Annotated in this window: 14 protein-coding genes and 1 pseudogene; 6 read left to right on the forward strand and 9 right to left on the reverse strand. The window is 61.3% G+C overall.

The genetic code is table 11. The annotated features are described in order from the left end of the window. Window positions 1–105: 105 nt before the first annotated feature. Entirely contained in the window at window positions 106–444 is a 339-nt protein-coding gene (locus RGV59_RS07405; RefSeq protein WP_017849960.1) for a hypothetical protein, read from the forward strand. 44 nt (window positions 445–488) lie between these two features. Here the strand turns inward: RGV59_RS07405 and lapD are convergent, their stop codons facing one another. Then, entirely contained in the window at window positions 489–2,447 is a 1,959-nt protein-coding gene (gene lapD / locus RGV59_RS07410; protein WP_126585330.1) for a cyclic di-GMP receptor LapD, read from the reverse strand. An 11-nt stretch (window positions 2,448–2,458) separates the two neighbouring features. Continuing rightward, window positions 2,459–3,175: a cysteine protease LapG gene (gene lapG, locus RGV59_RS07415; protein WP_126585403.1), complete on the reverse strand. Its 717-nt coding sequence runs from the start codon at window positions 3,173–3,175 to the stop codon at window positions 2,459–2,461. A 265-nt stretch (window positions 3,176–3,440) separates the two neighbouring features. On the opposite strand from lapG, the gene bcsQ reads away from it, so the two are divergent. After that, complete coding sequence (gene bcsQ, locus RGV59_RS07420) at window positions 3,441–4,400, forward strand: cellulose biosynthesis protein BcsQ (protein WP_017849957.1); 960 nt, start codon at window positions 3,441–3,443, stop codon at window positions 4,398–4,400. Between the two features lie 241 nt (window positions 4,401–4,641). Here the strand turns inward: bcsQ and RGV59_RS07425 are convergent, their stop codons facing one another. The 5 genes from RGV59_RS07425 to RGV59_RS07445 all read right to left on the reverse strand — a co-directional run bounded on the left by RGV59_RS07425 (window position 4,642) and on the right by RGV59_RS07445 (window position 8,847). After that, entirely contained in the window at window positions 4,642–5,829 is a 1,188-nt protein-coding gene (locus tag RGV59_RS07425) for a methyltransferase (RefSeq protein WP_322246926.1), read from the reverse strand. After that, the gene (locus RGV59_RS07430; protein ID WP_102618618.1) at window positions 5,810–6,499 is read right to left on the reverse strand and encodes an ABC transporter permease; all 690 of its coding nucleotides are present in this window, start codon (window positions 6,497–6,499) and stop codon (window positions 5,810–5,812) included. Before RGV59_RS07430 ends, RGV59_RS07425 begins: the two co-directional genes overlap by 20 nt. A 38-nt stretch (window positions 6,500–6,537) precedes the next feature. Continuing rightward, window positions 6,538–7,233, reverse strand: a complete 696-nt coding sequence (locus tag RGV59_RS07435; RefSeq protein ID WP_017849953.1) for an ABC transporter permease — start codon at window positions 7,231–7,233, stop codon at window positions 6,538–6,540. A 74-nt stretch (window positions 7,234–7,307) separates the two neighbouring features. Continuing rightward, window positions 7,308–8,060, reverse strand: a complete 753-nt coding sequence (locus RGV59_RS07440; protein WP_017849952.1) for an ABC transporter substrate-binding protein — start codon at window positions 8,058–8,060, stop codon at window positions 7,308–7,310. Window positions 8,061–8,073: 13 nt separating this feature from the next. After that, window positions 8,074–8,847, reverse strand: a complete 774-nt coding sequence (locus RGV59_RS07445) for an ABC transporter ATP-binding protein (protein WP_017849951.1) — start codon at window positions 8,845–8,847, stop codon at window positions 8,074–8,076. 555 nt (window positions 8,848–9,402) lie between these two features. Here RGV59_RS07445 and gabP point away from each other — a divergent pair. Continuing rightward, window positions 9,403–10,794 (forward strand): GABA permease, encoded by a 1,392-nt coding sequence (gene gabP / locus RGV59_RS07450; protein WP_017849950.1) that lies wholly within the window; start codon window positions 9,403–9,405, stop codon window positions 10,792–10,794. Between the two features lie 138 nt (window positions 10,795–10,932). On the opposite strand, the gene RGV59_RS07455 is transcribed toward gabP, so the two are convergent. Next, window positions 10,933–11,346, reverse strand: coding sequence for a hypothetical protein (locus RGV59_RS07455; protein ID WP_046385011.1), 414 nt, complete (start codon window positions 11,344–11,346; stop codon window positions 10,933–10,935). A gap of 69 nt (window positions 11,347–11,415) precedes the next feature. Further along, on the reverse strand, window positions 11,416–12,363 hold the full coding sequence (locus RGV59_RS07460; RefSeq protein ID WP_126585333.1) for an alpha/beta fold hydrolase: 948 nt from the start codon (window positions 12,361–12,363) through the stop codon (window positions 11,416–11,418). A gap of 284 nt (window positions 12,364–12,647) precedes the next feature. Between RGV59_RS07460 and RGV59_RS07465 the strand changes: the two are divergent. The 3 genes and pseudogenes from RGV59_RS07465 to RGV59_RS07475 all read left to right on the forward strand — a co-directional run. Beyond that, window positions 12,648–12,821 (forward strand): annotated as a pseudogene (locus RGV59_RS07465) (type II toxin-antitoxin system RelE/ParE family toxin); the annotation flags it as partial. Between the two features lie 41 nt (window positions 12,822–12,862). Next, entirely contained in the window at window positions 12,863–13,837 is a 975-nt protein-coding gene (locus RGV59_RS07470; protein ID WP_079442658.1) for an arsenic resistance protein, read from the forward strand. A 78-nt stretch (window positions 13,838–13,915) separates the two neighbouring features. Beyond that, the gene (locus RGV59_RS07475; RefSeq protein WP_126585334.1) at window positions 13,916–15,523 is read left to right on the forward strand and encodes an ArnT family glycosyltransferase; all 1,608 of its coding nucleotides are present in this window, start codon (window positions 13,916–13,918) and stop codon (window positions 15,521–15,523) included. Window positions 15,524–15,648: the final 125 nt, after the last annotated feature.

Genomic DNA, 15,648 nt, shown 5'->3' on the forward strand with positions numbered 1-15,648 from the left:
CTTTCGGGATTGGTGCTCCGTGGGCACCAGCTTCGGGAAAATGTGTGTAATCTCTGTAGGAGCCAGGTGCGGCGCCTGCAGGGATTTTTTATTGGGAGAACGCTGATGTTCTACGTGCAACGCGATCAATACAACGCTTTGGTTCGCGTCGAGGCGCAGGCCTTCGCCGAATCCACCGGAACTCTACCGGCGGATCATCAGGACATTCAGGCGTGGTTTGCCACGGATGTGATCGACAACAGCCTCAAGCAGCTCCAACAGAGCGACTCCGAGATGATTCGGGTGCTCGATGACTTGATCCAGGTGCTGACCGCCAAGGGCGTGATCCGCATCACTGACCTGCCGCCCGCCGCGCAGGTCAAGGTGATGGAGCGTACCCAGGCACGGACGGCGCTGGGCGGTTTGAGTGAGCTGATCAATGACGATGAAAGCGGTTTGATCTGAGGCGCACGCACCTCTTTCACGGCATGAGCGTCAAGCCGGCCTGATTACTCGGCGCTCCACGTCCACGGCGCGGGTTCACCGACCAGTTGGCCTTGCACCCCTTCGATGCCCATCTCGCGAATCACGCGCAACTCACCTTCGGTTTCCACGCGTTCTGCAATCAACGGCAGATCGATGCTGTGGGCGGCACGCTGGATCGCCTCGATAAAAAAGCGCTTGTGGCTTTCCTGATCAATGGTACGGATGTAGCTGCCGTCGATTTTGAGGTACGCCAGGCCCAGGTTCGCCAGGTTGCCGATCATGCTGAAACGCCCGCCGAAACGTTGCAGGCCGAGGCTGTATCCGAGGCTGCGCAGGCGCCGGGTGAGACGCTCCAACTGGGCTTGCTCGGGCACTTGCTCTTCGCCGATCTCCAGCGTCAGGCGCGTACCGAGTGTCGGGTGTTGCGCCAATCGCTCGAACATCCGCTCCAGGGCTTGTGGGTCATTCAAGGTCGCCGCCGAGAGGTTCAACGCCACCGATTGGTTGTGTTGTGCCAGGTGTTTGATCACCAGGTCGAGCATCAATTGGTCAAGGCGCGCGGTCCAGCCGAAGCGCTCCAGCCAGGGCAGGAAGTGCCCCGCCGCAATGGTCTGGTCCTGGTTGTCGAGCAGGCGCGACAGTACCTTGTAGTGCAGCACCTGACGGGTATCGTTGCTACTGACCACCGGCTGGAAAAACAAGCGGAAGCGCCCCTGATTCAGGGCCTCGTCGAGCAGGGTGTGCCAGCTATGCGGATCGTCGCTGACGGTGTCCCGGGTCTGGCGCTCCAGGCATACCCAGGTTTGGCCGCTACTGGCTTCAGCCTGGGCCAGGGCCTGATCGGCCAGCTTCAACAGGTCGGCCGAGGCATCGCCGGGGTTGTAGGGCGCGAGGCCGATGTAGGCCACGCTCTGCATGTCTGTGGCGCCCGTTTCGTACAGGCTCTGCAGGGTGGTTTCCAGCGCCTGGGCCAATTGCACCGCTTCGTGACGCACCAGGCCCGGGGCAAGCACGGCGAACTCGCCGCCGCGGCTGCGGGTGATCAGGTTTTGGGTTTCCGGGTACTTGGCGCAGGTCCGCACCAGTTGCTGGCTGACGGCTTGCAGCAGTTGGTCGGTGCGTTGCCCGCCCAGGCGCTGGTTGAGACCGGCGAGGTCGTTGACCCGCAAGATCAGCAGGTAGCCTGAACTGGCTTCTTCCAGGTTGCTGACCCGCGAGTTGAGCTGCATCTCGAAATAGCGCCGGTTGGCCAGCCCGGTCAGGCTGTCCTGGTAGGACTCCACGCGCAGCTTCTCGCTGCGCTCGGTCTGTTCATTGAACAACGCCTTGAGCTTCTCGACCATCTGGTTCATGGCCTGCACCACGCGCCGCAGTTCGGGGGTGCGGGGCAGGTCGGGCAAACTGATGAATTCGCGCCGCGCGATGGCGTGGGACTGCTCGACCATATAGTCCAGCGGCTTCAACTGACGGCGCAGCAACAGCGCGCCGAGCACCGCACTCGCGGCGCCGCAGAGCAGCAACCAGCCCAGGCTGCCCAATGCGCTCTGCCACAGTTTGGCCAGGGCGAACATCGGGTGGCTGATCACCTCGACCCGTGCCGCCTGCTGCCAGCCTCGGCTGACGATGGCATCGCCGCCGGCCGGCGCGAGGCCGATCATTTTCACGAACCAGGCCGGTACGCCGCTGGCATCAGGCTCGGCGGCACGCTCCACCAGCACCTGGTTATTGCTCAGGTCCACCACGCGGATGCTCGCGTAGTAGCCACTGTCAAAAATCGAACTGACCATCAGCTCGGTCATCGCCGGGTCATCGATGTTCGGCGTCAGCGACAGTGCCAGTGCGGTGGCCGCATCCTGGGCGTGGGAACGCAACTGGTTGACGTACTGCGCACGCGAGCTTTCCAGGCTGACGATGAAGCTACCGCTGAAGGCAACCACTAGAAACACACAGATAGCGATCAGCAATTGTTTGAACAGTGACATCGTAGCTCCTGTTAATTATCCGAACTGGCCGGAAAACCTTCGGCGGTCATTTTTTTCAAGACATCCTGCCAGCGTGACAGGCGCTTGCTATCACCGACTTTTTTGTTGCCCGCCGCGCCGGTCAGCCACAACCCTTCGCCGTTGAAAGCGTAGACGGGCAGCAGGTCCGGACGTTGGCTGGCCGGCAGAATGGGGTCCATCAGGCTGTCCAGTACCAACGGCATGGCTTCCGGGCTTGCATAGTAGGTCAGTACCATATGCGCGCGATTCTGGCGCAAGGCCTTGACGTAGGTTATGCGCAGCTTCTCGGCCGGGACGCCCAAGTGACGCAGGCTGAAGTATTTGGCGATGGCATAGTCTTCACAATCACCGGCACCTTTCCACAGGGATTGAATGGGCGTCGCCCAATAATCGATCTCGTGCCACAGGTCGATATCTTCTTCGTAGTGCAACTGGCGGTTAAAGAACAAGTTGACCACGTTGAGTTGTTCGGTCTCGCTGACCTGCTTTTGCGCCGTGAGCAGGTGTTGCCAGGCATCGATACGCTGGCGCCCGGCGCCCAGGGGCCCGTAAAGCGCCTCGGCGCGGCGGCTGATCTGGCTGAAATCCCAATCGGCGAGCAGATTGCCCAGCAGGCCGCCACCCAGCAACAGCGTGATGGCCAGACCGTACAGGAACCGAGGGAAGTTAAAGCGTATCGCCACTGCGATTACCCGAGCTTGCAGCATTGAAGGTGCGGCAATGGTGCGGTGATACCGGGTAAAAAACAATGGCACGATGAAATCACTTTGTAGCAATTTATCCTGAATAAGTGCTGGTAAATTGGCTATTTTCCGCTCGTCTGAAAGGGTGGCGGCAATTCCATCAAAATAATGACACCTCATAACGCCTGTCACAGAATGTCGCAACCAAAGCGCCGACAAAAAGACTTGCGGTCAGCCTTATCTTGCCGACCTTTCACGTCTTTAATGGCACTGTGAAGGAGTTATGGCCATGAGCCGTACCGATGATCTGTTTGCCCCGTCCGGCAAGAGCCTGACCCGGGAGCCCAAGGCACGGAACGCTCGGCTGCACTTTTTCGGCACCCTTCCATTCGATGATGGCACCCGCGCTAACCAGAAAGACGGCTCGCGCTTTTGCGCCAATGCGCCAGCGGCCTATGAACAACCTCATCATTATGACTTGAGCACACCGCGCCCAACCGTGGTGGCGCTGGTCTCGGTCAACGGCGGCGTTGGCCGCAGCACCCTGGCCACGGCGTTGAGCAGCGGCTTGCAGCGCTTGGGGGAGTCGGTGGTGGCGCTGGATCTGGACCCTCAAAACGCATTGCGCCAGCATTTCGGCGTGGCCCCGGAGCTCCTGGGCGTCGGCCGCGCCAGCCTGCTCAATACGCGCTGGGAGACGCTCCTGCAAGCGGGGTTTGCCGGCTGCCGCGTGATCCCCTTCGGGCACACCGATATCAAGCAGAAGGACAACCTGCAACGTTGGCTCACGCGCGAACCGGAGTGGTTGGCGCAGCACCTGTCGACCCTGGGGTTGAGCGAGCGCCCGCTCATGCTCATCGACACCCCCGCCGGTAATAACGTCTATCTGCATCAAGCTTTGAGCGTGGCCGATAGCGTATTGGTCGTCGTCCAGCCGAATGCCGCATGCCTCGGCACGCTTGACCAGTTGGACGCGGTGCTGGCGCCTTATCTTGAGCGTGAACGCCCGCCACATTGCCACTATGTGATCAATCAACTGGAAGAAAACTCGGCGTTCAGCCGGGACATGGTCAATGCCTTCAAACTGCGCCTGGGCGACAATCCGTTGGACGTGGTGCATCGCGATCCCTCGATCAGCGAAGCCCTGGCCTTTGCCACGGACCCGCTGGATAACTTGGCGGCGAGCGCCGCCTGCGATGATCTCAAGAGGCTGTGCCGGTTGTTGATCGCACGGAAAAAAGCCCGCTAAATCACGCTTTATGCGCTGAACGCGAAATGCTTATGCACAATCGGCAGGTCGCCGATGGCGTCGAATGGGGTTTGGGCGGAACCATTCTCAACACGGCGCAACCGCCTGTTTTGCGTGCGTTTTATTCGCTGCACAAAAAATGATCAGTATGGCATTTGGCCTGTAGCGCAGATGGTTACAGCTTCTGTAAGGATTTCATCAACAGAGTTATCCACAGGGCGCGCGTAGGAAAAAATGCGCTTTAATCGCGCTCAGCCAGCACCATAAGGTTGCGTGGGGTCAGGGTGGTTTCGCAGAAGCTGCCTACCGCCACGGTGTAGCCCTGTTCCCGCAGAAACAGAGCCCGATCCAGCACCAGCCACAGCTCCAGCGGGCGGCGGAACAACCCTCGCAGCAGTTCCAGGTTTCTGACCTCGGCCAAGCGCCGCCAGCCGTGTGCCTCCAGCGCTGTCCAATCCTGCTCGCCTGTGGATAAACCTTTGAGGTCTGCCAGCTCGCGGCAATAGTCGGCGAAGGGTTTACCCAGCCAACTGGCGGGCAGGGACGGCGTGGGCAGGTACGTGTCGCAATGGCGCAATTGGCGCTGCAAGTGATCGAAACCCAGGCGCCTGGCCATGGACGTATCCCGTTGCCGGCGCACCCGCTTGCCGGCGGTGACGGTTTCACTGAGGGGCAGCCCCAGGTCATCCACCGATAAGCGTAACGCCGAAGCGCGGCCGACGCTCGACAGTGGCTGATAGCGGTCGGTGCGGATGCGGTTGTAGCAGCAGGGTGCCAGCGCCAGTTGCTTGCAGCCAGCAGTGCTGGCCAGTTGCAGCAGGCGCACGTGCAGGTCGCCGCAGGCGTGCAGGGCGACGGGTGTGTGTTCGGCGCTGACCGTCACGTCGGCCAGTACGTCTTGCAGGTGATGGGTGACGGGCAGTTGGTGGTGGTCGCTCAAGGCCTGCCCGGCGGCGATCAGGGCCGGATCGTATTCCAGGCAGGTCAGTTGCTGCCCGCTGTGCAGCAGGCGGCGGCCGAGGTGGCCTTTGCCGGCGCACCAGTCCAGCCAGTGCCGCGGTAGTTGCGCGAACCCCAGGGCGGCGCCGAAGGCTTCGATCTGTTGCCACTTGCGGCCGGGCACATCGACGTTCAGGCGCTGGCGGGCGGGTGCCAGGGGCCGCGTCGGTAACTTATCCACAGCACTGAGGCGCTGCGCCTGCGCGGCCAGCTGTGGAAAAGGCGCCGGGGCGGGCAGCTCATGGGGCCGGTTGTGGCTGCTTTCCGCGTCGGCCAGCGAGCGCCGGCGCAGCCACTGGGCGAGCGCGGGATGTTGGGATTCCCAGGGTAACTGGCAATGCGTGAAGGGCCGTGGTCGCCACAGCCCCTGGTGTTCGCTGAGGAACGCATCCAGCGCCTGGAAGTGCGCTTCAACGTCCCTGGCAGGCATCGACCCGCAGCCAGCGTTCCAGCAGTTTGAAACCGCGCACCAGCACATAGGCCATCAGCAGGTAGAACATCCCGGCGGCGAAGAAGATCTCCACTGGCAGGTACGTGCGCGCAATGATGGTGCGCGCCATGCCGGTCAGTTCGAGCAGCGTCACGGTACTGGCCAGGGCGCTGGCCTTGAGCATCAGGATCACTTCGTTGCTGTACGCCGGCAGGCCGATGCGCGCGGCGCGCGGCAGGATGATGTAGAACAGCGTCTTCGGCTTGGACATGCCCAGGGCCCGCGCCGCTTCGATTTCACCCGGCGGGATGGCCTGGATCGCACCGCGCAGGATTTCGGCGATATAGGCGGCGGTGTGCAGGGTCATGGTGGCGGTGGCGCACCAGAACGGATCGCGCAGGTACGGCCACATGAAGCTGTTACGCACCGCATCGAACTGCGCCAGGCCGTAGTAGACCAGGAACAGTTGCACCAGCAACGGCGTGCCGCGAAAGAAGAAAATGTAGCAATAGGGCAGGGTCCGCACGTACCAGCGGCGCGAAGAGCGGGCGATGCCCAGCGGGATCGCCAGCAGCAGGCCGGCAATCACCGCAATGGCCACCAGCTCGAGGGTGAGGGTCGCGCCCTGGGCCAGTTTGGGCAGCCACTTGATGATCACGGCCCAGTTCAGGCCCAGGTCGAAATGGGACAGCCAGCTGTAGTCGCCGTTCATTGGGTGCTCCTTGCAAAGCCGCGACTGGCGCGTTTTTCCAGGAAGTGCATGCCAGTCATGGCCAGCACGGTGAGGCCCAGGTACATGAACGCCGCCACCATGAAGAAGGTGAACGGCTGCTTGGTCACGGTCACGCCGATCTGCGCATGGCGCATGATTTCTTCGAGGCCGATCACCGATACCAGCGCGGTGTCTTTCATCAGGATCATGAACAGGTTGCCCAGGCCCGGCAGGGCGATGCGCCACATCTGCGGCATGATCAAGCGGGTGAAGATGCGAAACTTCGACAGGCCCAATGCCACACCGGCTTCACGGTGGCCCTTGGGAATGGCGAGGATCGCGCCACGGAACACTTCCGTGGCGTAGGCGCCAAAGCACAGGCCCAGGGCGATGACCCCGGCGGCGAAGGCGCTGAGGGAAAGGTCGGGGTTACCGAAAAACTCCCCGAGGGCACGCATCAGGTTGACCGTGCCGAAATAAATCAGCAACACCCACAACAGTTCGGGAATACCGCGAACGAGGGTCGAGTAAGTCCCGCCCAGCCACTGCAGCAGCTTGTATGGGGACGTCTTGGCCAAAGCGCCAGCCAGGCCGAGTACCAGCCCCAGGCACAGGGCCGTGAGCGCCAGCTTGACGGTCATCAGCGCGCCGGCGGCGAGCGCCGGGCCGAATCCGTAGAGATCGAAATTCATGGTGTTTTCATATCGCGGCAGGCAAAGCTGAAAGCCGACGCGCCCCTGGGAGCGCGTCGGGCATACCGTTCAGATCATTCGATGCTGAAAGGGAAGTACTTGTCGTTGATCTTCTTGTAGGTGCCGTCGGCCTTGATCTCTGCCAGGGCTTTGTTCAGGCGTTCGCGCAGCGGGTCGCCTTTGCGCACGGCGATACCGATCTTGTCGCTCTCGACCACCGGGTCGCCCTTGAATTCGTAGGCGGAACCGTCTTTGCTCTTGAGCCATTCGTACTGCACGTACTTGTCGGCAAGGATGCCGTCCAGGCGGCCGGACGTCAGGTCGAGGTAGGCGTTTTCCTGGGTGTCGTAGAGCTTGCTGGTGGTGTCTGGCAGCTTGTCTTCCAGGTAGGTGCCGGCCAACGTCGCGCGTTGTGCGCCGATGATCTTGCCTTTCAGGTAGGCCGCGTCGGTCTTGAAGTCTGCCGTGGCTTTAGGTGCGATGAACTGCAGCTTGTTGGAGTAGTACGGGTCGGTGAAGTCGACGGCCTGCTTGCGCTCGTCGGTGATCGACAGCGAGGACACCAGGAAGTCGAATTTCTTCGCGTTCAGCGCCGGGATGATGCCGTCCCAGTCCGATACATACACTTCGCACTTCTCGACTTTCATCTTGGCGCACAGGGCGTCGCCGATGTCTTTGTCGAAGCCGACGACGTTGCCGCTGGCATCTTTATTGTTGAACGGCGGGTAGGCCGCTTCGATCCCCATTTTCAGGGTTTCTGCCATGGCCGAGGCGCTGAACGCCATCGAAACGGCCGCGGCCAGAAGGAATTTTTTATAGTTCTGCATGCATGTTGCTCCGTTAGCGGTTGCTGGACATGAATTGTTTGCAGCGCGCCGAAAGCGGGTTTTCAAACACCTGCTGTGGCGATCCTTGCTCTTCGACCAGGCCTTGGTGCAAGAACACCACTTCACTGGACACCTGGCGGGCGAAGCCCATTTCATGGGTGACCAGCAGCATGGTGCGGCCTTCTTCGGCCAGCGCGCGGATCACATTAAGTACTTCCTGGACCATTTCCGGGTCAAGGGCCGAGGTGGGTTCGTCGAACAGGATGACTTTCGGCTGCATCGCCAGGGTACGCGCGATGGCCGCCCGCTGCTGCTGGCCGCCGGACAATTGCGCGGGGTAGGCGTGACGCTTGTCGCCGATGCCGACCTTGGCCAGCAGGGCTTCGGCCACTTCGATGGCTTCGGCCTTGCTCTGGCCGAGCACACGGCGTGGGGCCTCGATGATGTTGTCGAGGATGCTCATGTGTGGCCACAGGTTAAAGTTTTGAAACACAAACCCGATTTCGCTGCGCAGGCGGTTGATCTGCTTGCCGTCGGCGGCTATCAGCTCGCCGTTCTTCGCGGCCTTGAGCTTGAGCTCTTCGCCAGCCACCAGGATCTGGCCCTGGTGCGGGTTTTCCAGCAGGTTGATGCAGCGCAGGAATGTGGACTTGCCGGAACCGGAGGAACCCAGGATCGAGATCACATCGCCGTCGCGAGCGGTCAGCGAGATACCTTTGAGTACCTCCAGCTCACCATAGCGTTTATGCAAGTTGCGGATTTCAAGCGCGGGCGCGGCCAGAGCCATGTGCGGTCCTCATTGTGTTCGTTGCGTTCCTGCTGTTGGGTCGCCTTCCTGGCGAGGCGCCAACCTAGCATAGCGTCCGGATGGCAGCCAACAGCGCGGCGGATGCTTAACAGGTGGTCTGCGGCAAGGTGTCGCATCGACACAGCGGCGTGTCGCGCCATCAACAACCGAACAGCCGTTTGAACCTGAAAAACCCGCAGGCTTCGCGTGAAAAAGGGCGCGATGGTGCCAGCTTTGGGCGGGTGTTGGAAGGGTTAACCGGGCAAACGGTGATCATCGGCCCTTTTATGGGGCGTCACGTACTTTTTGTGTGTATTTGTGGTGCGCGCGTTCGGGTAAAAGTGAGTCGCTCGGTAACGCTGTAGCGGAATGCCAGCATTCTCAATGACTTGCGAGGGCTGCTGGATCGTCCTACAGCCCGCGTCAATCGGGGTTTTGTAACATTTTGGCGCAAATATTGCGTAAAAAATAAAGAACGCCCTGTTTGTTTCTTTTCACGTAAAAGGCACGCGCCGGGCGGACCGTTTTCGCAATTCCTCGTTTAAAGGTGTGTCAATGAGTAGTACGCATAGCTCCAATGACCTCGAACAGGGGCTCAAACCGCGTCACGTCACCATGTTGTCGATTGCCGGCGTCATCGGTGCCGGTTTGTTTGTCGGCTCCGGCCACGCGATCGCCGCCGCCGGCCCTGCGGTACTGCTGGCGTATGCCGCCGCCGGTGCGCTGGTGGTCTTGGTGATGCGGATGTTGGCCGAAATGGCCGTGGCGTCGCCGGACACCGGTTCGTTCTCGACCTACGCCGATCGGGCGATCGGTCACTGGGCCGGTTTTACCATCGGCTGGCTGTACTGGTGGTTCTGGGTGCTGGTGATTCCATTGGAAGCCAACGCCGCCGCGACCATCCTCCATGCCTGGTTCCCCGGCGTGGCCATCTGGGCGTTTACCCTGATCATCACCTTGCTGCTGACGGCGACCAACCTGTTCAGCGTGAAGCACTACGGTGAGTTCGAGTTCTGGTTCGCGCTGATCAAAGTCGTCGCGATCGTGGGCTTTGTGATCCTCGGCCTGCTGGCGATCTTCGGCTTCCTGCCGACCAGCCAGGTCAGCGGTGTCTCGCACCTGTTCGACACCCAGGGCTTCATGCCGAACGGCATGGGCGCTGTGCTGGCGGCCATCCTGACCACCATGTTCTCGTTCATGGGCACCGAGATTGTCACCATCGCGGCCGCCGAGTCGAAGGACCCGGGCCAGCAGATCACCAAGGCCACCAACTCGGTGATCTGGCGGATTGGTTTGTTCTACCTGCTGTCGATCTTCATCGTGGTGTCCCTGGTGCCTTGGAACGATCCGACCCTGGCTGCCGTAGGTTCCTACCAGACAGTGCTGGAAAGCATGGGTATCCCGAATGCCAAGCTGATCGTTGACCTGGTGGTCTTGGTTGCCGTGACCAGCTGCCTCAACTCGGCGCTGTACACCGCCTCGCGCATGCTGTTTTCCCTGGGCCGTCGTGGTGATGCACCCGCCGTGTCCAAGCGCACCAACAAAAGCGGCACGCCTTACTGGGCGGTGATGCTGTCCACCGGCGCAGCGTTCCTGGCGGTCTTCGCCAACTACGTGGCACCGGCGGCGGTGTTCGAATTCCTGCTCGCCAGTTCCGGCGCCATTGCGTTGCTGGTGTACCTGGTGATTGCGGTGTCGCAACTGCGCATGCGTCAGAAGCGTACTGCGGCGGGCGAGACGCTCGCTTTCAAAATGTGGTTGTTCCCAGGCCTGACCTACGCGGTGATGGTGTTCATCGTCGGTACGCTGGGGATCATGCTGTTCCAGGAAGCCCATCGGGTCGAGATCATCGCGACCGGGGTCTTGAGCTTGCTGGTGGTGGCGGCGGGGCTGCTCGTTTCGAGCCGTCGCAAGGCCCAGAGCGTAGGCGCTGCAGTACTGAATTGATGTGATGGAGTGCGGTGCTTGATTGCGCCGCAGTTCAAATGTGGGAGGGGGCTTGCCCCCGATTGCGGTGTGCCAGTCGACATCTAATTGACTGATACACCGCTATCGGGGCAAGCCCCTCCCACATTGCGTTTTGCGTCAGTCTTGGGAAATCACCAGCGCCTGGGATGCGGCGACGTAATCCGCCTGGAACTGCGGCGACTCGACCCACGCCAGGGCTGCCGCTTCATCCTCGGTGTCGGTAGCCCACTGCCGATATTCGATCAGTGCCGCCAGGATAAAGTCGGTGGCCTCTTCTTCGCCTTCCTGCTCCAGCACCAATGCCAACAGCGGGTGCGCCAGGAATGCCGCGCACAGCGCTTGCTGGCTGATTTCGCCGGCAGTACGCATCTCGACAAACAATTCAGTCAAATCCACCGACTCAAGATCGATGCGGCTGTCATCGCCGGCAAATGCATCCGGCTTGCTCGCGACGGCGCGTTGGGTACGGTTTTGCTTGGCCTTGGCCTTTGCCCGGTGGGCACGTTTTTGCTGCTTGTTCGGCGAGGCCATGGGCTCACGTCCTTGGTTCAGGATCTGGGTGGGTATTGAAGCGCAGGTTGAGGGAAATCCCAAGGGGTTCTAGACGCGCGCCGTCATGCGACGGCCCGGTGTGCCGGGTGTTAGCGCGCCGTGCTTCAGCCATGCCAGCGCAATCGGCCACAGCCGATCCTCATACTCGCTGCGAAAGAACGCGAAATGTCCGACCTGTGTTTCTCCGATATCGTCAGGGGCGATGCGCAGGTGAGTGCGTTCGCTGCTGGCGAAGTAGCTCAGCAAGCGCTCGATGGCCGGCACGGTGCCGAAGGGATCGTCGGTGATGCTGATCGCCAGCACCTGCGCCGTTACCCGGGCAAACGGCAGTTCACCCAAGGCGCGCCCGCTGGGCCGTGTTTCATAGCTCGGCGTCGGCGTGCTCCAGTCCCGTACCACGCCGGCCGGCGTATCCTCCAGCCAGCCCAGGCGCTTGCCCGGGAAGTAGCCGAACAGCGCCGTCACCAGTGGCATCACCACATGCCACTTGCCAACCATGCGCCAGCGCCCGCTCGCTGCGTAATCGCGCCAGTAGGCGAATTGCGCGCCCACTGTCACCAGGCGCCGGATCACTGCGCCGGACGCCCCGAGCCCCGCTGCACAGCCGCCGAAGCTGTGACCGACCACGTCGATCGGCTGCCCCGGGAACTCGCGCTGCGCCCGCTGCAATATCGCCTCGAAATCCAGGCGGCCCCAATCCGACCATGAGGCCTTGAAGCCTCGCAGCGAGCCACGGCGGGACTCGCCGATGCCGCGATAGTCGTAGGTGATGACATCGAAGCCGTTGGCGAACAGGTAGTCGGCGAAGCGTGAATAGTGGCGACAGCGCACGGAGGTGGCGGCGTTGATGATGACGACCGGGCGTGTAGGGTCGCTTCGGATGTGGCGCCAGGTGAAGCCGCCAAGCGGGTAGCCGTCTGCGGCGGGTGCCCTGAAGGAAGTGTTTTGGCTGGGTTGAGTTGCAGGCGTTAGCGAAGAGGCATCATTCAAATTCATCGTTTTGGGCCTGTGCCGATTTTTTATTTTTGGTAATGGTTGGCCAGTTTGCCAACACTTGTACTTCGTTCCGCTGACTCACTAATCTCTGGCGCTCACAACGCCTACAACGCCCGCGCACAGTGGCTTGTTCCGAAAAAACCACACATCTGAGAGAAACGACAGCCAACCATGGACAGATTAGACTGGCGGGCATCCATTACGGAGGTCTCTATGAGCATTCCACGTTCTCCCATCGTTTCGGAGTTTGAAACAGAAGAGCAAGCTGCCAGCTACGACCGTTGCCATACGGATTCAAGCACGGTCGCTTGTCTGGTACTCGGGAAATGGTTGTTCATCCAAACTACCTGGTGGTCTATCGGGTGACGGAGCACGTTGAGATAGTGATGGTGTTACACACTCGCCAGGAATATCCCAGGGATGTGATCGGGCCACACCACTCGACCTCACGCCAGTAGATGCTTAGGCTTGCGCCTTTGCAATCAGCGAGAGCGTCCTGATGACCCGCGACACCCTCGAACACCACCAGATTCCCCTCTACTTCGCCACCGTCCTCCTGGCCGCCGCTTTCGGTCTGCTCGCGCCGTCATTGGCGCATGGCCTCGGCGTGCTGGTCACGCCGGCCATCGCGGTGCTGATGTATGCGATGTTCCTGCAAATCCCGTTTCTGCAGCTGCGCCAAGGCGTGGGCAACCAGCGGTTCCTGGCGGCGTTGCTGCTGGCCAATTTCGTTCTCGTGCCCGTGCTGGTGTGGCTACTGACGCGTGGCCTGGTGGAGCGCCCGGCGTTGCTGGTGGGGGCGTTGCTGGTGTTGCTGACGCCGTGTATCGACTACGTGGTGGTGTTTACCCATATCGGCAAGGGCGATTCGCGCTTGATGCTGGCCGCGACGCCGCTGCTGTTGTTGCTGCAGTTGGTGTTGTTGCCGGTGTACCTGGGGTTGATGTTGGGCGCGCAGTCCGCGGTGGTGGTGGAGGTGCGGCCGTTTGTCGAGGCGTTCCTGTTATTGATCGTGGTGCCGATGGTGCTGGCGGTGATCACCACCTCGCTGGCGCGGCGATCCTCGGTCGTCAACGCCTGGAACGATGCCTGGGCCTGGTTGCCGGTGCCGGCGATGGCCGCGGTGCTGTTTGTGGTGATCGGTTCGCAAATCACCGCGGTGGTGCGCGATATCAGCCTGTTGCTGCCGGTGATTCCGGTCTACGTTGGCTTCGTGCTGTTGGCGCCATTGATGGGGATGTTCGCCGCGCGCCTGTTCGCGCTGCCGGCGGTGACGGCGCGCGCGGTAACGTTCAGCGCGGCGACGCGTAACTCGCTGGTGGTGTTGCCCCTGGCGCTGGCGTTGCCCGAAGGCGTGCGCGGGTTGGCGGCGACGGCGGTGATCCTGCAAACCCTGGTCGAGTTGATTGGCGAGTTGATCTACGTTCGCCTGATCCCGACGTTGGTGTGGCGCGCAGATCGGCCGGGCACATGAATGTTCAGGGTTGTTCAGGCGCTATTTGGGATGTGTTGGGCACCATAAGCCGCCGCTCACTACCTGGCAGGACAACCGATGGATCAGCGCAACTCTTTTCGCCTGGAGTCTCTGGGCATCTTTCTGATTGCTTTGTTGTTATTTACGTTGGGGATCTGGGACCAGCAGCCTCAGGGATTTGACGGGCGCTGGGCGTTGTTCATGCAGGAAATGTTTCGCCATGGGGCGAGTCTTTTCCCCACTACCTACGGCCAGCCCTACGCGGATTATCCTGGTACGGCGACGTTCTTCAGTTTTGTATTCGCCCGGTTGTTCGGTGCGCCCAACCACCTGGCGAATGTCCTGCCCACCGCGCTGGCCTCTGCCGGAGTGGTGGCGCTGATCTATCGCTTGCTGGCGCCTTCCAGTCGCGCCTGGGCGCTGTTGACGGTGCTGCTGACCTTGCTCACCACCCAGTTGCTCGAAAAGTCGCGCTCGGTGTGCCTGGATCAGATGGTGGCACTGTTGTGCGTAGGCAGCTTCTACCTGCTGCACAGTGGCGAACGCCTTGGCTCGAGGCTGCGGCAACTGGCGGTGTTCCCGCTGTTTATCCTGGGCTTTGCGATTCGCGGGCCATTGGGCTTGATCGAAGTCTGTGGGGTGGCCTGTGTGTATTGGGCGTTGGGTCGTCCGGGGGAGCGGGTCAGGCAAGTGCTGATCCACGGCGTTATCGGGTTGCTGCTGTTGGCGTGTTGCTGGTGGCTGCTGATGCAGTTGGCGCGGATCAGTGGGGGCCAGGCCTTTGCCGATGAAGTGTTCAAGATGCAGGTTGGTGGGCGCCTCGATGAAATCGGCGAGCCGTTCTATTTCTACTTCCAGCTGAGTCTGTACCGTTACTTCCCGGTGGTCCCCATGGCGTTGGCGAGCATGGTTGCGCTGCGTCATCGCTGGCCGGAACGCTGGGGCAATGACGACGTGCAACTGGTCGTGCGGCTCGGCGCCTGCGGCTTGATGATTCTGCTCGGGCTGTCGGTGCCGCACTTCAAGCGCGCTTATTACATCCTGCCCATGGTGCCGATGTTTGCCGCTGTCGCCGCCTATGGGCTGCTCCACGCACAGAACTGGTTCGTCGGGGTGCGTCGCTGTTACACATGGCTCGTCGCGGCGCTGCCGGCGTTGTGCGTGGTTGTAGTCTTCGTGTGTCGGCATGGGTGGCAGAAGCACGGTTACTGGCCGGACGTTTCGTTGCCGTTGCTGATCGGCGTGCTGGTGATCCTGCAGGGGGCAGCATTGATCGCCTGGCGTCGCGCCGGGCGTTTGGTGTGGCTCAGCGCGATCGCACTGGCGGCGCAGTGGTTGTTGCTGGTGACCGTGGTAGAGCCGGCCAAGGACCTGCAGTTCGACACCCGGCAATTTGTCAGTCAGGTGGAAGCGCTTCGCGCACAAGAGCCTGGACCGTTGGTGTTTGTCGGCCTTGCGCGGGACACTTGGGCCGTGCGCTACATGATGAACCTGGATCACGACGAGCAACCGCTGTTCATCGGGCGTAACCAGCTCGATCAGTTGGACTCGCTGCCACGGCCGTCCTGGGTGATCGTGGCGCGCAAGGAAACCGAGCAGTTGAAGGGCACACCGGTGGAACACCTGGCGCCGATGTTCAATGGGCGACTGAACGACAATCCGTTGTTGGTGTTCTTGCTCAAGTAGGCGGCGCGAGGCGGGTATTGCGTACTGGGGTGACGGTGAGCCACCCCGGTTCGGGATGGGTAAATCGAAGGCAACAAAAAACCCGCACTAGGCGGGTTTTTTGGGTGTTTCAGATGATCGTTGCA

The organism is Pseudomonas sp. FG1, assembly GCF_034313875.1.
Lineage (GTDB): Bacteria > Pseudomonadota > Gammaproteobacteria > Pseudomonadales > Pseudomonadaceae > Aquipseudomonas > Aquipseudomonas veronii.